Consider the following 17869-nt stretch of genomic DNA (forward strand, 5'->3'; position numbering starts at 1 on the left):
ATTGTCTTGTGACCTCGTTCTCGGGAGGGATCAGAGCGGGCTCATCCGCTGTCGGGCGGTAAGAAGGTAGGCGACGGCCGGCACCAGCAACGCCGCGCCAAGCAGGTAGGGCGCGCCCTGGCCGGCCACGCTGACCGCGGCGCCGGCGCCAAGCCCGGCCGCGACGCCACCCCATTTGGAACTGCTTTCGAACCAGCCGAAGGTGCGGCCGGCGTTGCCCGCGTGCACCACGCTGGCCACCAGCGCATGCAGCGCGATAAAGCCGACCGTCATGGCGATGCCCATCAGCAGGCGCCAGGCCACCAGCGCGGGCAGTTCGAGCGGCGCGGCCTGGGCCAGCAGCGCGACCGCCAGCGTGCCGTAGGCGGAGGCCAGCAACGTCAGCGACGGTGCCAGCCCGAGCCGCCGCGACAGCAGCGGTGCCGCCGCCAGGTACACCAGGTGCGGCAGGCCGAACAGGAGCCCGGCGGTGGCCGCGGACAGGGCCGGCATGCGCTGCTGCAGGTCCGGGATGAAGTAGGGGAACGTCGCCACGGTGGCAAACACGAACGCGAACTGCAGCACATAGATCTGCCGCGGCGTCGCCGGTACCGCCGTGCCGGCGACGGTGGAGCGTGCCGCCGGCCGCTGCACCGTGCCGTTGGCGTCGCCCGCGGGCAGCCACGCGATCAGCGCCGCGGCGGCCAGCGGCAGCAGCGCCAGCCAGCGGTACAGCACGATCGGCGATGCGGCACCCATCCACAGGCCGAGGCAGGCCGGCGCCGCCACCAGCGCGGCGCGCGCGGACCACTGCATCGCCGTCAGGCTGCGCGTGAGCGTGGTACCGCTGGCGACCGTGGCCAGGTAGGCGTTGGAGGCCGAGAAGGTCCCGCCCAGCACGCCTTGCAGCACCAGCGCCGCCAGGAAGGCAAACGAGCTGGTCGCGTAGCTGGCGAGCAGGAAGCTTGCCGCCAGCCCCAGTTGCGCACGCATCAGCAGCGGCTTCTTGCCGAAGCGGTCCGCGAGCCGGCCCCACCATGGCGCCGAGATCGCCGCCAGCAGGGTTGGCACCACGTAGAACGCGCCCGCAAGCCACGGCACGTCGTTGTGCAGCGAGCGCTGCAGGATCAGGGCGAAGAACGGCGGCATGCCCAGCGCCGCAAACGCGGCGATGAAATGGCACAGCATCACCACCGCGACCACCCGACGCGTGCCGGCGCTCATGCGGCCACCCTGAGGAAATTGGGGGCCCGCTTGCCGTAGAACTTGTTGACGTCGGTGGCGCCGGTCCGCGCCTTTTCGGCGAGAGACGCGGCGGTCAGCAGGTACTTCAGGTGCAGCCGGTCGTCGTCGAGCAGCACCTGGCGCGCGAAGGCGGTGTCTTCGCCCGCGGCGGCCAGGTCGGCAAGGACGGCCTCCACGTGGCGCCGCACGCGCGCGTAGCCAACCGCAGGGTCGGTGCCGCGACGCTGCGCCAGGCCTTCCACCAGCGCCGCGATGTTCAGTTGCAGCGTGATGGTGACGAACATCTGCGCCAGCGGCAACGCCGCGTCGACGCCGATGCGCTGGTCTTCCAGCCCGTCGAGGCGGGCCGCCAACGCCGGCCAGCGGCGCGCGAGCATGGCGCGGTCGATGCGCGCGGCATCGTTGTCCTTGAGCATCAGGCGCAGGCCGTCGTCGCCGTAGACCAGCATCGAGTTCTGCTGGTTCGATTCCAGCGCCACGCCATAACGCAGCCACAGCGTCAGGTGCAGCTGCAGGGTCAGCGCCAGGTAGGCATCGAGCCAGGCATCGAGATCGCCGCCGTGATAGCGGCCGGCCAGTTCCTCGGCCACGCACTGGCCGCTGGCGGTTTCCGCCAGCAGGCCCGCGACCGGGACCACCGTCTTGTCCGCCAGCCGCGGCTCGGGATAGCGGCGCAGGATATAGCCCAGGAACGGGCGCTGGTCGACATGGGCGCCATTGGCTTCGTCGGTCAGCAGCACCTGCCCGTGCAGGCCGGGTTCCTGGCGGACTATGTCGCCAAGCAGGGTCTGGATGCGATGGCCGTCGCCGATGGTGCTGGGCTTGATGGTGCGGATGTTCTTGGCGCCCAGCGTGCGGATCGTCAGCGGCAGCTTGATATGCCACGCGGGGGCGTCGAGCACGACCAGCGAGCGCACCGACAAGGTGGGCGACACGCGCAGGCAGGCGCGCGGCGCGCGGATGACGTGGCCGTCCAGCCCGGCTTCGGCCAGGAAGCCATCGAGGTGATGCTGCCAGACGAAGGGATGCACCGGCACCAGCGCATGCGAGCTGGCCAGCGCCGAATCCAGGCCGACATCGGCGAAATCCGGCCAGTTCGGCGGCAGCGCGGCGCCGCTGGCATGATGGTTCTGGCACGGGACCGCGAGCCAGTTCAGCGCGAATGCCGGCTGGAACTCGGGCGCGTAGCGGGCCAGGTCATCGGCGGCAAAGCCCAGCTTGGCGCGCGCGGTGGGGTAGTAGGGGTGGTCGAGGAAGCCCGCGGCGCGATCGTAGTGCAGCATGCGCTGGTTCCAGGCGGGCAGCGCATGGCCAGCAGTGCGGTCAGCCTGCGCGAACCAGCGTGCGCGCTCGGCCATCGAGACGGCGCGATGCTCGGCCGCGGCACGGCACTCCTCGGCGTAGGCGGTGAACAGGCGCGCATCTGCCTCGGGCAGGCCGCCGGCGAATGCGGCCAGGATGGACTCGACCTCATGCAGTGCGGAGAACTCGCCGTCGGCTTCATGCAGCAGGGGCAGGCGAGTCAGGCGCCAGTCCTGCATGTAGCGCGTCGGACTGACCGGAACCCACAGCGTGCCGGCGCCAAGGCGCGGGACACGCAGCCACTGCTGGCCGGCATCGAAACCATGCGCGGCACCCGGTACCGCGTCAGCGCCGTACAACTCGCCGCGGCTGGCGCAGGCACGCACGTCCTCGCGCAGCAGGGTGTCGACGACGCGCACGCAGATGTAGTCGACATCGGCGTCGGCAGCAGTGGCGGACCGGGACGGCTGCTGTTGCATGCGGGCGCTCATTGCGCGATCTCCCAGGCGAGCTTGCTGCTGGCCAGTTCCACCGCCGCGGCCAGACCCGCGCTGTCGGGACCGCTGCCGCGCAGCACGCCCAGGTAATCCTTGTTGGAGTTGGTCAGCTGGATGGCGTCGCCCACCTTGCGCAGGGGCTGGTAGGTCAGCCGGAGCCCGTTGCCCTCATGCTGGCTGTGTGCCGGCGCGTGCCGCAGCGTGCCTTCTGCCTGCGCGGTGAAATAGCGGATCCACGCCGCCCGCCTCGGCACCTCGAGCGCGGGCAGCGCCTCGCCCAGGTGCAGGCGCAAGACCTGCTCGAACAGCGGGAACTGCAGGGTGTCGGACAGCAGGAACTCGCGGTAGTCGCCGATGCTGCGGTAGTTGATCTCGATCAGCCGCGGGCCTTTCGCGGTCAGGACGTACTCGGTATGGCAGGCGCCGAAGCCGATGCCGAAGCGGCGGATGGTGTCCAGCACCTCGGCTTCGACCGAGGCCGGCAGGCCGGTGCCCCATACCGCTTCCATCTCAACGAAGTACGGCGGCGGCGACAGGGTCACGCGGAAGCCGCCCAGCGCGCGCAGCTCCTTGCCATCGCCCAGCGTTTCCAGCGTGTACAGCGGGCCCTCCAGGTATTCTTCCAGCAGCAATACCTGGCCCGGGTGCCGCGCCCAGATCGTGCCGCAATGCTCGGCCAGCTCGGCGTGGCTGCGTGCCAGGCTGACCTGCTGGCTGGCCACGCCTTCGCGCGGCTTGACGATGCACGGCATCGGCACGTCGGCCAGCGCGGCCAGGCTGGCGCTGTCGCAAACGACGGCGTGCCAGAGCGTGTCGATGCCCGACTCTGCCAGGCGCCGCCGCATCTCGGCCTTGTTCTTGGCGGCATAGGCTGTGCGCCAGTCCTTGCCAGGCAGGCCAAAGTACGCCGAGGCGATCGCCGTGGCCGCCTGCAGGTGGTCGCTATTGGAAAACACGGCCGCGGGCTTGCCGCCGCGGCGCGTGATGGCATCGATCACCGACACCGGGTTGAAGACATCGCACGGGACGATGTCGTCCGGGTAGGCGGGCAGGCCGGCGCCGGCAAAGTGTGCGCGATGGGCATCGGCACAATCCGTCAATAAGACGACGGCGCGCCCGAGCGCGCGTGCCGCCGGCAGGAATCCTTCGTTGACGGCGGGGGTCGGTACGTGAGCGAGTACGAAAATCTCTTGCATGAGTCGAGTCTCAGGTGGATGTGCGGGGGAGCGCAATGAGCAATGCAGGGGATACGAAGCAGCCGATTCATGCTAATGCGACTCATTCTCACGCTCAACGCGGTTACCGCCGGTCAGCGACATTTGCCCTGGCCACTCGGGCCTTTTGTTCCGTATTCGCGTGCCATCCACAGCACATCATCCACGCCCGGGACATATGTCCGGTAGCCGCTTTGTGCTAGCAGAGCCACTTAGCAAGGCGGCTTCGCCACTACGGGTCTTGGCCTGTTATTGAGAATCAGTTACATTACGCGTCCGCCGTCATGCTCGTTTTTTCCCAGCCGGCTTGTCATGGCTGGCCCGAGACCGAACGCCTATGCCCCCAAAGTTCCTGCTCATGCTTGCCGTCTTCCCGCTTTATCAGGCATGGGACCTGTACCAGCTTGTCAGCAGCGGGCCGTCGTTCCACTTCTATGCCGAAACCGCGGCGACGATTGCGTTCCTGGTGATCCTCGGCATAGTGATCGGCGAGCGCCGACGCGCCTTGCACGCGTTCGAAACACTCAAGCATTCGGCCGATGCCGCAGTGCGCGCCGCGGCCGAACGCGACGCGGCCGCGCAACGGTCCACACGCGACTTTCTGCAATCGATGCAGGAGCAGTTCGAGCGCTGGGGCCTGACTCCGGCCGAAAGGGACGTCGCGCTACTGCTGGTCAAGGGCCTGTCTCTGGAAGAAATCGCCGGGGTGCGCGAGACCGGGGCCAAGACCGTGCGGCAGCACGCCGCCAATCTGTATGCCAAGGCCAAGGTGAACGGGCGCCATCAGTTGGCGGCCTTCTTCTTCGAAGACCTGTTGGCGCCGCGTCCCGGTAGTGGATCCTAGGTCGATCACGCTGGCGCGCCTGGCTTGGCCAGGCCTTGCCTACACCGCGGCCAGCAAGTCGTCCGTATGCACCATCAGTTCACGGACTTGCCGCAGCGTCGCGTACTGGTCGAGCACGGCACGCCAGCCGGGCGCTTCCAGCAGCGCATGCCAGACCGGCTCAAGCGCGCGCGCGTCCGCAGGCGGTGTCGCCGTCAGCGCCGCGGCGAAATCGAGCGTCGGCGTTGCCGACAGCAATTGCATCCGGCTGGCGGCGCCGAGCATCCGTCGGGTCGGCTCAACAGGGGCGTCGCAGCAATAGAGCACCGTGCGGGACAGCGCAGAGGGAGCCGAGGGCAGGGCGCACAGCGCGGCGCCGCGCAGCGGCACCGTGCCTTGCCGGGTCGCAAACGGATAGACGACGTCCTTGTCCGCATGCGCAAGCAGTCGCAAGCCGCGCAGCAGCCGCGGAAAATCCGTAGTCGCAGCATCGACGGAGGCCTTGACTTCGACCAGGACGCACACATCCCAGGCCGGCGTGCCGGCGGCAGTGTCTTCTGTTGCGGCAGATCGCCGGAGCAGCACCACATCCCATTCGCTTTTGGCGTGCTGATGCGCGGCCGGGATCGCGGCCGGTACGCGCATCGACGTCACCACGCGGTAGGGTGCCGATGCACCCGCCGCGGCGTTAAGCCGCTGCGTCAACGCCTCGAGCGCCCGCGCGGCCAGCGCCTCGGCGGCATCGCCACGCTGCCGTGAGGACCGTCCCTGCGCGACGGCGGAAGCGCTGCCTGATCGTGGACCGTATCGTTCCCACAGCGTCCGGTATTCCACGACGAGCGCGTTCGACGCCAGCACATCAAGGCGCTGCAGACGCGCCAGCGCCGGGTTTTCCAGCAGTTGGGCCAGGCCGCGTGCTTGCGGTGGTTCGCCCGCCACGGCGGGCGTGTGCGCCATCTCCAGCAGTCGCTGGACGGTGTCGTGGAGTTCGTTCCAGGCTTCCGCACCGGCGCACGCATGCAGCCGCGCCAGCGCCTCGCGTTGCGGGCCTGGACCAAGGCCTTGCTGCTTGCCGGGATGCGCGACCGCATTGACGGTGGCGCGGACGGCGCGACGGTCCTGGTCCGCGCGCGCTGACAGCGACGCGTACTCCCGCACCGGCGCGGCCCGATGCCGCAGCACCATCGCCTGGAACACCGGATCGCCGCCATCCGCGCGCATCGCTTCCCGCACCATGCGCGCGAGCGCGCCGGTGAAGCGGTCTTTCAAGGCTGCATCCGGCGTCTCGCGACGCGCCAGCGCGGCGCGGGCCCGTTCGATCACGAGTGCGAGCGTCGTCGCCGGGCTGGTATCCAGGGGCGGCACGGAGGCGTCGTCAAGTTTGGGCAGGCAATAGCGGCGCGGAACGGCGCCCAGCGTCGCATCGAGCAAGGCATGTGGTGACAGCGGAGGCTTGTCCATATCCCAGGGGGGCGTCGCACGAATCAGGCCTGAAGTCTCCGGCAATCCGGGGCCGGTTGTCCATCGGAGCGGGTTGGCGGGGGCGGTTCCAGCGTTTACTCCGGGTGGCGCCGAATGATCTGCCCGGGATCCTCAGGATGCCAATCCGAAAGGCCACCCGCCATCCCCACTGCCTTATTCCAGGCGGAAGCCGGTCTGCTTGATGGCCAGCGCCCATTTCTTCTGCTCGGCGGCCATGAAGGTAGCGAACTGGTCCGGAGAGCTGCTGCTGGCCGGGTCGTAGCCCTTGCCGGCGAGTTGCTGGCGCACGCCGGGCGCATTCAGTGCCTTCTCGATTTCCTTGCCCAGCAGCGCGACGATCTCCTTCGGCGTGCCGGCGGGCGCCACCAGGCCGTACCACTCGCTTGCCTCGATGCCAGGGAAGCCGGCCTCGGCCATGGTCGGGATGTCAGGGAACAGCGGCAGGCGCTGCTTGCTCGCCACGGCAATCCCCTTGAGCTGGCCGCCCTTCACGAAGGGCATTACCGCCGGCACGCCGTGGAACATCATCTGGATGTGGCCGCCGACCATGTCGGTCAGGGCCTGCGGGCCGCCCTTGTAGGGAGCGTGGACGATGTTGACGTGGGCCATCTCCTTGAACACCTCGCTCACCACGTTCTGCTGGGTCCCGGGGCCGACCGATGCATAGCTCAGCTTGCCGGGCTCGGCTTTCGCCCGTGCCACCAGTTCCTTGACCGAGCCGGCCACCGATGGATTGACCACCAGCATGTAGGGCGAGCTCGCCATCAGTCCCAGCGGCGCGAAATCCTTGCCCAGGTCGAACGGCAGGTTCTTCTGCAGGCTGGCATTGATGGCCATGGGCGCGCTCGCCACCAGCAGCGTGTAGCCGTCCGGCACGGCCTTGGCGCCCATGCCGGCGCCGATGTTTCCGGTGGCGCCCGGCCGGTTGTCGACCACGAACTGCTGGCCGAGGCTCGCGGTCATCTTCTCGGCCACGGTCCGGGTCACGGTATCGACGCCACCGCCAGCCGGCCACGGCACGATGATGCGCACGGGGCGGTTCGGGTAGCCACCCTGGGCCAGCGCGCTGGCGGCGCAGGCGGCAAGAGCAATGGCACCCAGGGCGTGTCCGACGCGATGCAGTGTGGATTTCATGGTTTGTCTCCTCGTTTTCTCTGATGGTCCCCGCGCCGCCACGGGCGGGGCCGCTACACCATTTATCTTCAGGCAGCCACGGCGGGCCCGCTTGCCTCGTGCCGGACCTCGCCGCTCTCCCATTGCGCCATCAGCCGGTCCCAGCGGGTGCGCACGGCGGCCAGGTTGCGCACCTTGACGTGGCCATAGCCGCGGATCTCCATCGGCAGGCGCGCGATCTCGAGCGCCAGGTCCAGATTCTGCGCGGACAGTTTCTGCAGCAGTCCCTCGATGCAACGGCGGTATTCGGCGATCAGCGCACGCTCTGCCTTGCGCTCGGCGGTATAGCCGAACGGGTCGAGTGCCGTGCCGCGCAGCCCGCGGAAGCGGGCCAGCACCCCGAAGGCCGTGCGCATCCACGGGCCGTAGGCGCCCTTGACGGGTTGCCCATCCTGGTTCTTCCTGGCGAACAGGGGCGGCGCGAGGTGGTGCACCAGGCGGACCTTGCCTTCGAACATCGACTCGATCTGCTTGCGGAATGCAGCGCCGGTGTGCAGGCGGGCCACCTCGTACTCGTCCTTGTAGGCCATCAGCTTGAACAGCGAGCGCGCCACGGCTTCGGTCATGCGGGTGCCGCCAACAACCGATTCCGCCATTTTCACGCGGCCGACAAACGACTCGTATTGCGCCGCATAAGCCCGGTTCTGGTAGCCGGCCAGAAACTCGGCGTGCTGCTTCAGCAGTTCCTCGACGGGCAGCTTGCGCACAAACTGGATCACTTGTGCGTCGGCGGCGCGCACCGGGACGCGTGACATGTCGTGCGCGCACATCCGGCCCCATTCGAAAGCGGCCTGGTTGCTGTCCACCTGCACGCCGTTGAGCTCGATGGCACGCATCAGCGCGGCATGCGACAGCGGCACGCGGCCCTTCTGCCAGGCGTAGCCCAGCATCATCAGGTTGGCGTAGATGGACTGACCCATCACGCCCTTTGCCACCTGTTCGGCGTCAAAGCTGCCAAGCTGGCCTTTGCCGACAGCCTGCGCGATGCGGCCCACGGCCTCCGCGGTCTGTGCGTCCCAGTCAGGATTGCGCACAAAGGCGGCCGTGGGGGTGACATGGCTGTTGAGCACGACATAGGTGCGCTCAGGCGACATGGCGGCAAGCGTCGCCTTGCTGGCTGCCACCACCGTGTCGCAGCCAATCACCAGGTCGGCCATCGCGATATCCACCCGGCTGGCATGCAGGGCTTCCGGGCTGGCAGCGATCTGGATGTGGCTCCAGGTGGAACCGCCCATCTGTGCCATGCCGGTGGCGTCCTGGGTGATGACGCCTTTGCCTTCCAGGTGCGCGGCCATGCCAAGCACGCCGCCGATCGTCACGATGCCGGTACCGCCGATGCCCGCCACGACGATGCGTCGCGGCGTCGCCGCGTCGGGCAGGGCCGGCATCGGGATGTCGCCCGGCGCCGGATGGTGCCTGGCTGGCGTCGACGGCTGCCTGAGCTGGCCGCCCTCGACGGTGACGAAGCTGGGGCAGAAGCCCTTGGTACAGGAGAAATCCTTGTTGCAGGTATCCTGGTTGATCTTGCGCTTGCGGCCAAATTCCGTCTCCACCGGCTGCACGGCCAGGCAGTTGCTCTCTACGGAGCAGTCGCCGCAGCCTTCGCACACCAGTTCATTGATGACCACGCGCTTGGCGGGATCGGCCATGGTGCCGCGCTTGCGCTCGCGGCGCTTCTTGGTGGCGCAGGCCTGGTCGTAGATGATCGCCGTGACGCCGCTGACGTCGCGCAGTTCGCGCTGTACGGCATCGAGTTCGTCGCGGTGGCGCACCGTGACCCCCGTTGCCAGGTTGGCGACACCCTTGTACTTGTCCGGTTCATCCGTGACCACCACGATCTGCCTGGCGCCCTCGGCGGCCAGCTCGCGCGACATCGCCGGCACGTCAAGCTGCCCGTCCACCGGCTGGCCACCGGTCATCGCCACGGCGCTGTTGAACAGGATCTTGTAGGTCATGTTCACGCCGGCATGAATGGACTGGCGCACCGCCAGCAGGCCGGAGTGGTTGTAGGTGCCGTCGCCCAGGTTGGCGAACATGTGGTTGCGCTTGCTGAAGGGTGCCTGGCCCATCCAGTGCACGCCTTCTCCGCCCATCTGCGACCACGAGGTGGTAGAACGGTCCATCCACACCACCATGCCGTGGCAGCCGATGCCGGCCGTCGCGACCGAGCCTTGCGGCACGCGGGTGCTGGTGTTGTGCGGGCAGCCCGGGCAGAACCATGGCAGGCGGTCGGTGCCGCGCGAGTCGCCCTGGGCAGTGGCGCGTTCCCTGGCCTCGATTTCCTTCAGACGCACGTCCATGCGCGCCGCCACATCGGCCGGCACGCCGAGCAGCCTGAGGCGCTGGGCGATGGCCTTGGCCACCAGCGCCGGCGACAGGTCGGCCTTGGCGCGCAGCAGCCAGTCCTCGGCCGGCCGTGGATGGCTCCATTCGCCACCCACGCCGTCGGTGTGGTGGTACTTGCCGAAGACGGCCGGGCGAGCGTCGGGGGGATAGTGGTACAACTCGTCCTTGAGCTGCTGCTCGATGAGGGGGCGCTTTTCCTCCACCACCAGCACTTCGCGCAGGCCGTGCGCAAACTCGCGCACGCTGAGCGATTCCAGCGGCCACACCACGCTGACCTTGTGGACCCGGATGCCGAGCGCGCAGCAGGCGGCGTCATCGAGTCCGAGGTCAAGCAGGGCCTGGCGTGTATCGCTGTAGGCCTTGCCGCTGGCAATGATGCCCAGCCGGTCGCTGGGGCCCTCGACCACGTTGCGGTTCAGGCGGTTGGTCCGCACATAGGCGAGTGCCGCCGGCCACTTGAACTCCATCATGCGCGCCTCGGCCGCGAGCGGATCGTCCGGCCAGCGGATATGCAGACCGCCCTCGGGCATGGCGAAGTCTTCTGGCAGCAGGATGCGGACCCGGTCCGAGTCGGTGACCACCGAGGCGCCCGACTCCACCACCTCCTGCACGGTCTTCATGCCGGACCACAGGCCGCTGAAGCGGCTCATGGCAAAGGCATGCACGCCCAGGTCCAGGATGTCCTGCACGTTGGACGGAAAGAACACCGGCAGGCCGCAGGCGATCAGGGTGTGGTCACTCTGGTGCGCCAGCGTGCTGCTCTTGGACACGTGGTCGTCGCCGGCCAGCGCGATCACGCCGCCCAGCCGCGAGGTGCCAGCCAGGTTGGCGTGCTTGAGCGCATCGCCGCTGCGGTCGACGCCGGGGCCCTTGCCGTACCAGATGCCGAACACGCCGTCGTACTTCTTGCTGGCCGCATCGAAGTCGAGTTGCTGCGATCCCCACACGGCTGTCACGCCAAGCTCTTCGTTGACGCCGGGCTTGAAGACCACATGGTTGTCGGCCAAATGCTTCTTTGCCTGCCACATGGCCTGGTCATAGGTGCCGAGCGGCGAGCCGCGGTAGCCGGAAATGAAGGCGGCGGTGTTGTGGCCTGCCATCGTGTCGCGCCGCCGCTGCAGCAATGGCAGCCGCACCAGGGCCTGCACGCCGCTCATGTAGGCGCGGCCGGATTCCAGCGCGTACTTGTCGTCGATCGACACGGCTTCCATGGCCTGCCGGGCTGCGTCGGGGTGGATTGGAGCGTTCATAGGACGGAATCAGCCAGTGTGGGGTTGAGTAGGGGCGGCCGGCGTCTGCCGGTGGCCCGGTTATCTGTGATGTCGTCGGGGATTCGGCTAGGCCGGGAACGGGATGGCGAGCTGCCTGCCCAGCGCGGTCAGCTCGCAGGCGATGGCGTCGGGCAACGCGATGCCGTGCTCGCGCCCTTCACGTTCGAGGGCGTCGCCGCGATGGCCCGGAAGCCTTGCATCGCCGCCGCCGGCGGCAAGGTAGTTGCCGCTCCAATGGGCCATGTAGTCGGCGAATATGCGCTGGCCGGCGAAGGCATCGGGCCTGACGAGCCAGACAAAGCCGCCCTGGCGGCCGACGGCGCCGGCACTGCCGACGTGATTGCGCTCGGGGGAGAGCGAGTCGGCGGTGGCGGTGAGGGCGCCTGCCAGGCACTCCACCATCATGGCAATGCCGATGCCCTTGTGCCCCCCGGTGGGCAGCAGCGAACCGGCCAGCGCACGTTGTGCATCGGTGGTCGGCTGGCCCTCGGCGTCGAGCGCCCAGCCCTCGGGAATTGGTTTGCCCTCACGGGCGGCCAGCAAGATATGGCCGCGCGCGGCGACGCTGCAGGCCACGTCGAACACGATGGGTGCATGGCCAGGCAGGGGGCAGCCGAAGGCGATGGGGTTGTGGCCGATGGCAGGGCGGGCGAAGCCCTCCATGCCCAGCACGGGCGGCGTGCGCTGACCGACCAGGCAGAACGCCCCCGCCTCGGCGGCCAGCAGGGCATGGATGCCCAGTGCGCCGAGGTGGCCGCACGACTGCACCGCAACCAGCACGGATGCGCTCGATTCCAGCGCCTCCAGACCAAGCTGCAGCGCATGCGGCCCGGCGATCTGGCCCATGGCGCCGTCGGCGTCCAGCACGATGCCGCCGGCGAAGCTGCGGTGCGACATCCCGGCGCGCGGATTAAAGTCGCCGGCACGCAGACGCTCGACATACGAGGGCACGCGCGTCATGCCATGGGTCTTGTAGCCGCGCAGCTCGCTGCGCACCAGCACGGTGGCGGCCTGCATGGCGTGCTCGCGCGCCACGCCGCACGATTCGAAAACAGCAGACGTCCAGCGCTCCAGGCTCTGGACGCTCCATCGCGTAGTCATGACGACTTCTCCCGCACGATCATCAGCCGCTCTGAAAAGGGGGCAGCGTAGACCGACTGGTAGTAAAGCGGTTGGTCGCGCAGCGTGTAGCCGCGCAGTTCCATGATGAAGGCCGGCGCGTCGGCTTCCAGCCCGATCTCCCGCGCCGCCGTGGCAGGCGCCGGGCCGAAGCGGATCCACTGGTCCACGCGCAACGTCGGCAGCGACAGCCGCTGGCCGATCAGTTCGCGCAGGTTCTTCTCCAGCGCGTCCCGGTCCAGGCCGCCAAGCTGTGCGAAGTCCTCGTCGCGCAGCCAGAACTCGCTGTAAAGGTCCAGGCGCCCGCCCACGCTGATCACGCGCTCGATGCGCACCCAGCCATCGCCGCCGAGAAACTCGGACCATGGCCCCTGGCGCTTGATGCGCTTGACCGAGCGGGCGTGCACGTAGGACGGCAGCTCGTTGCCCTGCTCGTCGCGAAAGCGCAGGTAGCGCACATCCGCGGGCGCCACGCGGGTGCCGGAAACAAAGGTACCCCGCCCCTGCTCGCGCGTGATCAGTCCGGAGTGCTTCAGCCGGATCAGCACCTTCTGGATGGTGCCCACACTCACGCCGTGCATGGCGGCCAGCTCGCCTTCTGACGGCAGGCGGTCGCCCTCGCGCAGTGCGCCGGATTCGATGGAGCGGATGATCGCGTCGGAGACGCTGTTAAGTTTGGTCATGGTTGCTCAGAGGCTCAGTGCGAATCGACTGATCGCGGTCTCCCGGATATCGAGCACCTCGCTGGTCAGCCGCGTGCCGGATGCGACGTCCGTCGCATAGCCGTACAGCCGTTCGCCGAGGTCGGAGATCTTCTCTCCGCGTTGCAGGACGCCGCTGACGTCGAAGTCAATGTTGTCGGCCATGGTATGCAGGGTATTGACGTTGCCGCACACCTTGACCGTCGGTGCCACCATGCTGCCGATCGGATTGCCCACCCCCGTGCCGAAGAAGGTCAGCTGGCATCCGCCGGCAGCCAGCGCAGTAAGATTTTCCACGGCCGCGGCCGGTGCGTCCATGAAATGCAGGCCTTTCTGCCGCGGTGCCTCGCCGTAGCGCAGCACGCCCACCAGCGGGCTGGTGCCGGCCTTGGCCATGGCGCCCAGCGCCTTTTCTTCGACGGTGGTCAGGCCGCCGCGCTTGTTGTCGGGCGAAGGCTGGTCCTCGCGCATGTCGACGCCGCGCGAGATGGCCAGATTCTCCATGTTGCGCACAGCGGAGACGAAGGCCTCGCGCACACGCCCGTCTGCGGCGCGTTCCGCGAACAGGTGATCGGCGCCGATGAACTCCGACGTTTCCGAGATGATCACGGTCCCGCCCTCGGCGATCAACATGTCGGCCATGCGGCCAATCACCGGGTTGCAGCTCAGGCCCGAGGTGGTATCGGACCCGCCGCACTCCACGCCGATCACCAGCGACGACACCGGGCATGGCACGCGGCGCGCACGGGACGCGGCCAGGACAAGGCGTGTGGCCTTGCGGGTGCCGTCGGCAATGCAGTCAACGGTGCCGTTGGGCTGCAAGTGCACGCGCTCGACCGGCTTGCCGCTGAGCTGGATGCGGCGCGCCACTTCTTCGGTCGACGACGGCTCCAGGCCCACCAGCAACACCGCGGCGACGTTGGGGTTGCACCCCAGGCCGGCCAGCGACTCGAAGGCGAAGTCCAGGTCAGCGCCGAACTGCCCGCGCACGAACAGCGTGGTGACGGGAATGCAGCCACCCACGGTGCGGGCAATGGTGCGGGTCACCGGATTGCAGTTGTCCATCACGGAGACCACGGCGACCCAGTTGCGCACCCCGACCGCGCCGTTCTCGCGCGGGTATCCGAGGAAGGTTGTTGCCATCTGCATTACCCCTTGTGCAGGTCGCCGCGGGCGCGCGCCGACTCGATGTTGTGAACATGCATGTGTTCGCCAGCGCGCACCGCGCGGCTGGCGCGGCCGATGACCTGGCCGTACTTCAGGATGGTTTGTCCCGCTACCGTGTCGGCGATGCAGATCTTGTGGCCGAACGGCACGTCCTGCAGCAGCACCAGCCTGCCTTGCCGCTCGCCTTCGAGCGCACAGGATTCACCGGCTTCGCCGGCGTCCAGCAGGGTGGCCACGTTGTCGGCGGGGTTTAGTACGATGGCTCGTGGCATTTCGATCAACTCCTGTATAGGTGTTGGGATCCAATGTAGAAAGACTACCGGTTGGAGGTCAAGCGAAAATCTGTCTAATCAGCGAAAACCACTACTCCCCCAGCGTAAGTCCTATATAGAAGTTTGTTGACATCGATGCGGCCGCTGTCTATCGTCCTGACAACGGCGATGTTGTCAGCGCCGGACCATCGACGCTGTGAATCAACGGAGAAAGCCGACATGAAGGTCATGTCACACAAGGAGAAGATCGCGAAGTTGCAGGCCCTGCGCGCGCGCCTGGACCCGCTGGAGGATTTCGGGCTGTGGTTCTGGGCCGGCATGACGGCCGGTACCCATGCCGTCAATGCAGCACTGCACCAGGCCCGCATCACGCTGGACGACGACTGCTTCCCGACGCAACCGGGCGTGTACCTGGTGCCGCAGCCCGACGGCAGCCTCAAGGCTGCGTTGCGGCCGCTGGGCGACGTGCTGCATGTCGGCCGCCCGAAAGTGGAGGGGCCGGTGCCTGCTGATATCGCCGAAATGATGGAGGCGATGGAGCACATCGAGCACCACCGGGATCCTTGCCTGCGCGAGGGGCTGGCGCCGACTGCCGACATTGCGGCGGGTTGTGACGCCGCGCTGCGCCGCTGCCTTGACCTGCTGGAGGCGCGCCTGGAGGGGAATTGCCATGGACACTGAACAGCACATGGCAATGGCGTGCAGCATCGAGGCATCGCTGCGCAAGTGCACCAGCGCGGACTACGAGATGACCATCGAGGGCGCGATGCTGGCCGGCACGCACTGGCTCAACGTGCTGCTGCACAAGCTCGGCGCCACGTCGCGGCAGGCGGATGTGTTCCACACGTACCTGTTGACGGTCAATGAATTCCGGCGGCTCGCGGTAGCGGCGGAAAGACCGCTGCAGGCGCTGGCTGCGATCGAAGATGCCCGCGCACCATTCGTGCGCGGCAACCACCCCGGCGGCGAAGCGGCCGCCGAACGCGCGCTGGAACTGTTGTCGCTGATCCGTGCGACGGCGCAGTGCGCGGTCCAGGCATTCGCGCAAGACGCAGACGCGGCAAGCAACACGTAGAGAGACAGGAAAAGGAGACAGCAGTGAAGGCAGTCCGTGTAGTGCCGGGCCCCGAGGGCGGCAAGGTCGAAGTGCAGGATATCCCCGTGCCGGCAGCGGCAGCGGGGCAGGTACTGGTGAGGGTGCGCGCGGCGGGCCTGAACCGTGGCGAAATCAACCAGGCGAAGGAGCTACGGTCGGGCAATACCATCACAACCGGGGTCGAGTTTGCCGGCGAGGTGGCGGAAGTCGGCGAGGGTGTCAACGGCTGGCGCGTGGGCGACCGCGTGATGGGCCATGGCCGCGGCTGCCAGGCGGAGTACGTGGTGGCCGATCCGATGGCGCTGATCCCGGTGCCGGATGGCCTGTCGTGGATCGATGCCGCGGCGTTCCCGAACGTCTTTATCACTGCGCATGACGCACTGGTTACGAACGGCCGCCTGGTGGCCGGCGAGTCGGTACTGGTCAACGGCGCCTCGGGCGGCGTGGCGATGGCGGCGATCCAGATCGCCTCGCTGATGGGTGCCCGGCCCGTGATCGCGTCGTCGCGCTCGGCCGCCAAGCTGGACAAGATCAGCCAGTTCGGCGTGGACGTCGGCATCGATGCGTCGCGCGAAGACCAGGTCGAGGCGGTCATGGCAGCCACCGGCAACAAGGGTGTCGACATCATCATCGACACGGTAGGCGGTCCGGTATTCGAAGCCAATATGCAAAGCCTGGCGGTCAAGGGCCGCCTGGTGAACATCGCACGGCTGGGTTCCGCGACGGCGCAGATCGACCTGACGCAACTCTGGCTCAAGCGCCTGCAGCTGATTGGCGTGACCTTCCGCACCCGCACGGAACAGGAGCGGCTGGAGTGCATCCAGGCCTGCGCCCGCGACATGCTGCCATTGTTGCGCGCGGGCCGCGTGCGGCTGCCGATCGACCGGACCTTTGCCATGACCGACATCGACGCTGCCCACGCATACATGAAGCAAGACCAGCACGTCGGCAAGATCGTATTGCTGATCGACTGAATCCACAGAGAAACCTGAGACAAGAGGAGACATGATGACAATCCAGATCAAGCCGCTGACCGGCTCCGTGGCGGCAGCCGTGACCGGTGTCGACCTGAACCAACCGCTCGACGATGCCAGCTTCGAGACCCTGCACCGAGCCTTCCTCGCGTATGGCGTGCTGGTGTTCCGCGACCAGCATCTTCAGCCTGCGGCCCAGGTCGCGTTTGCCAGGCGTTGGGGCAAGCCGGTGCAGGGCAACCCGTTGCTGAAGGGTCTGACAGAGTTCCCGGAACTGGCCCAGGTCACCAAAATCCCGAAGGAAACCGCCTCGACCGAGGCCTGGCATTCGGACTCGATCTATACCGAGGTGCCGCCCAAGATCTCGATCCTCTCGGCAGTGACCATTCCCGTCGGCGGCGACACCATGTGGTGCAACCAGTATGTCTCGTACGACCGCCTGTCGCCGGCGATGCAGCGCATGATCGAAGGGCTGCGGGCCCGGTTTTCTGGCGCGCGGCTGGCCAAGATGACTGGTTCGGACAAGGTCCCCACGGCGGTGCACCCGATCGTGCGCACGCACCCGGAGACGGGGCGCAAGGCGCTCTATGTAGGCCACCCGGATACCGCGCAGTGCATCGAAGGCATGACCGAGGCGGAGAGCCGTCCGCTGCTCGACTTCCTGTATGAGCACTCGGTGACGCCGGACAACGTCTACCGCCATATGTGGCAACAGGGCGATGTACTGATGTGGGACAACCGCTGCACCATGCACTATGCCGTGCATGACTACGGCAACGCCGAGCGGGTACTGAACCGCGTCACGCTGGAAGGGGAAGTGCCCCGCTGAGTCGTACCGCCAATACCGGCGCCCTTGCCTGAGATCCGGCAGGTGGCGCCCGGCACCAAGGGCCTGTCCGGCTTGCGGACGGGACCAAACGGAGACTGATATGCAGATAGGGATCCCGACTGAGACGCGGGCGGGGGAAGCGCGTGTCGCCGCGACACCGGAGACCGTCAAGAAATACGTCGCCCAGGGCCACAAGGTGGTGATCCAGGCCGGCGCCGGCCTGAACGCCAGCCAGCCCGACAGCGCGTATGAGGCGGTCGGCGCCACCATCGGCAGCGCCGCCGACGCGCTCGGCGCACAGCTGGTGCTCAAGGTGCGCGCACCCGATGCCGCCGAACTGGCGCAGATGAAGCCCGGCGCGGTGCTGGTGGGCATGCTC

15 protein-coding genes and 1 pseudogene are annotated in these 17869 nt (G+C 67.8%); 6 read left to right on the forward strand and 10 right to left on the reverse strand.

Annotation, left to right across the window (positions count from 1 at the left end):
- Window positions 1–30: 30 nt before the first annotated feature.
- From U9J39_RS28935 to U9J39_RS28945, 3 genes are read right to left on the reverse strand one after another with little or no spacing between them, the layout of a single operon-like run.
- Entirely contained in the window at window positions 31–1203 is a 1173-nt protein-coding gene (locus U9J39_RS28935; RefSeq protein ID WP_326348751.1) for an MFS transporter, read from the reverse strand.
- Complete coding sequence (locus tag U9J39_RS28940) at window positions 1200–3017, reverse strand: IucA/IucC family protein (RefSeq protein ID WP_326348752.1); 1818 nt, start codon at window positions 3015–3017, stop codon at window positions 1200–1202. Before U9J39_RS28940 ends, U9J39_RS28935 begins: the two co-directional genes overlap by 4 nt.
- The gene (locus U9J39_RS28945; protein WP_326348753.1) at window positions 3014–4219 is read right to left on the reverse strand and encodes an ATP-grasp domain-containing protein; all 1206 of its coding nucleotides are present in this window, start codon (window positions 4217–4219) and stop codon (window positions 3014–3016) included. The genes U9J39_RS28940 and U9J39_RS28945 overlap by 4 nt, the downstream gene beginning before the upstream one ends.
- Before the next feature lie 355 nt (window positions 4220–4574).
- Here U9J39_RS28945 and U9J39_RS28950 point away from each other — a divergent pair, with 355 nt between their 5' ends.
- A complete protein-coding gene (locus U9J39_RS28950) occupies window positions 4575–5081 on the forward strand; it encodes a helix-turn-helix transcriptional regulator (protein WP_111521947.1) in 507 nt (168 codons plus the stop codon).
- 39 nt (window positions 5082–5120) lie between these two features.
- On the opposite strand, the gene U9J39_RS28955 is transcribed toward U9J39_RS28950, so the two are convergent.
- From U9J39_RS28955 to U9J39_RS28985, 7 genes are all read right to left on the reverse strand, one after another.
- Complete coding sequence (locus U9J39_RS28955; protein WP_326348754.1) at window positions 5121–6521, reverse strand: 3-deoxy-D-arabino-heptulosonate 7-phosphate synthase; 1401 nt, start codon at window positions 6519–6521, stop codon at window positions 5121–5123.
- 174 nt (window positions 6522–6695) lie between these two features.
- Window positions 6696–7676, reverse strand: coding sequence for a tripartite tricarboxylate transporter substrate binding protein (locus tag U9J39_RS28960; RefSeq protein WP_326348755.1), 981 nt, complete (start codon window positions 7674–7676; stop codon window positions 6696–6698).
- A 68-nt stretch (window positions 7677–7744) separates the two neighbouring features.
- A complete protein-coding gene (locus tag U9J39_RS28965) occupies window positions 7745–11311 on the reverse strand; it encodes an indolepyruvate ferredoxin oxidoreductase family protein (protein ID WP_326348756.1) in 3567 nt (1188 codons plus the stop codon).
- A gap of 87 nt (window positions 11312–11398) precedes the next feature.
- Complete coding sequence (locus U9J39_RS28970; protein ID WP_116314420.1) at window positions 11399–12433, reverse strand: Ldh family oxidoreductase; 1035 nt, start codon at window positions 12431–12433, stop codon at window positions 11399–11401.
- The gene (locus U9J39_RS28975; protein ID WP_116314419.1) at window positions 12430–13134 is read right to left on the reverse strand and encodes a GntR family transcriptional regulator; all 705 of its coding nucleotides are present in this window, start codon (window positions 13132–13134) and stop codon (window positions 12430–12432) included. The genes U9J39_RS28970 and U9J39_RS28975 overlap by 4 nt, the downstream gene beginning before the upstream one ends.
- 6 nt (window positions 13135–13140) lie before the next feature.
- Complete coding sequence (locus U9J39_RS28980; RefSeq protein WP_116314792.1) at window positions 13141–14295, reverse strand: UxaA family hydrolase; 1155 nt, start codon at window positions 14293–14295, stop codon at window positions 13141–13143.
- 5 nt (window positions 14296–14300) lie between these two features.
- A complete protein-coding gene (locus U9J39_RS28985) occupies window positions 14301–14591 on the reverse strand; it encodes a UxaA family hydrolase (protein ID WP_115682450.1) in 291 nt (96 codons plus the stop codon).
- A gap of 219 nt (window positions 14592–14810) precedes the next feature.
- Here U9J39_RS28985 and U9J39_RS28990 point away from each other — a divergent pair, with 219 nt between their 5' ends.
- From U9J39_RS28990 to U9J39_RS29010, 5 genes and pseudogenes are all read left to right on the forward strand, one after another.
- Window positions 14811–15272, forward strand: coding sequence for a hypothetical protein (locus U9J39_RS28990; RefSeq protein WP_252668385.1), 462 nt, complete (start codon window positions 14811–14813; stop codon window positions 15270–15272).
- Window positions 15262–15666, forward strand: a complete 405-nt coding sequence (locus U9J39_RS28995; protein WP_326348757.1) for a hypothetical protein — start codon at window positions 15262–15264, stop codon at window positions 15664–15666. The genes U9J39_RS28990 and U9J39_RS28995 overlap by 11 nt, the downstream gene beginning before the upstream one ends.
- A 23-nt stretch (window positions 15667–15689) precedes the next feature.
- Window positions 15690–16661 carry a zinc-binding dehydrogenase gene (locus tag U9J39_RS29000; protein WP_116314416.1) on the forward strand — a complete coding sequence of 324 codons (972 nt, stop codon included), beginning with the start codon at window positions 15690–15692 and terminating at the stop codon, window positions 16659–16661.
- Between the two features lie 34 nt (window positions 16662–16695).
- Complete coding sequence (locus U9J39_RS29005) at window positions 16696–17490, forward strand: TauD/TfdA dioxygenase family protein (protein WP_116314415.1); 795 nt, start codon at window positions 16696–16698, stop codon at window positions 17488–17490.
- Between the two features lie 100 nt (window positions 17491–17590).
- Window positions 17591–17869 (forward strand): annotated as a pseudogene (locus U9J39_RS29010) (NAD(P)(+) transhydrogenase (Re/Si-specific) subunit alpha); the annotation flags it as partial.

The sequence above is a fragment of the Cupriavidus sp. SS-3 genome (assembly GCF_035818815.1).
Classification (GTDB): Bacteria; Pseudomonadota; Gammaproteobacteria; order Burkholderiales; family Burkholderiaceae; genus Cupriavidus; species Cupriavidus taiwanensis_C.

Excerpts from the sequence above, each read along its gene's own strand:
- U9J39_RS28935 (WP_326348751.1), bottom strand. The coding sequence starts at position 1,203 with ATGAGCGCCGGCACGCGTCGGGTGGTCGCGGTGGTGATGCTGTGCCAT.
- U9J39_RS28940 (WP_326348752.1), bottom strand. The coding sequence starts at position 3,017 with ATGAGCGCCCGCATGCAACAGCAGCCGTCCCGGTCCGCCACTGCTGCC.
- U9J39_RS28945 (WP_326348753.1), bottom strand. The coding sequence starts at position 4,219 with ATGCAAGAGATTTTCGTACTCGCTCACGTACCGACCCCCGCCGTCAAC.
- U9J39_RS28950 (WP_111521947.1), top strand. The coding sequence starts at position 4,575 with ATGCCCCCAAAGTTCCTGCTCATGCTTGCCGTCTTCCCGCTTTATCAG.
- U9J39_RS28955 (WP_326348754.1), bottom strand. The coding sequence starts at position 6,521 with ATGGACAAGCCTCCGCTGTCACCACATGCCTTGCTCGATGCGACGCTG.
- U9J39_RS28960 (WP_326348755.1), bottom strand. The coding sequence starts at position 7,676 with ATGAAATCCACACTGCATCGCGTCGGACACGCCCTGGGTGCCATTGCT.
- U9J39_RS28965 (WP_326348756.1), bottom strand. The coding sequence starts at position 11,311 with ATGAACGCTCCAATCCACCCCGACGCAGCCCGGCAGGCCATGGAAGCC.
- U9J39_RS28970 (WP_116314420.1), bottom strand. The coding sequence starts at position 12,433 with ATGACTACGCGATGGAGCGTCCAGAGCCTGGAGCGCTGGACGTCTGCT.
- U9J39_RS28975 (WP_116314419.1), bottom strand. The coding sequence starts at position 13,134 with ATGACCAAACTTAACAGCGTCTCCGACGCGATCATCCGCTCCATCGAA.
- U9J39_RS28980 (WP_116314792.1), bottom strand. The coding sequence starts at position 14,295 with ATGGCAACAACCTTCCTCGGATACCCGCGCGAGAACGGCGCGGTCGGG.
- U9J39_RS28985 (WP_115682450.1), bottom strand. The coding sequence starts at position 14,591 with ATGCCACGAGCCATCGTACTAAACCCCGCCGACAACGTGGCCACCCTG.
- U9J39_RS28990 (WP_252668385.1), top strand. The coding sequence starts at position 14,811 with ATGAAGGTCATGTCACACAAGGAGAAGATCGCGAAGTTGCAGGCCCTG.
- U9J39_RS28995 (WP_326348757.1), top strand. The coding sequence starts at position 15,262 with ATGGACACTGAACAGCACATGGCAATGGCGTGCAGCATCGAGGCATCG.
- U9J39_RS29005 (WP_116314415.1), top strand. The coding sequence starts at position 16,696 with ATGACAATCCAGATCAAGCCGCTGACCGGCTCCGTGGCGGCAGCCGTG.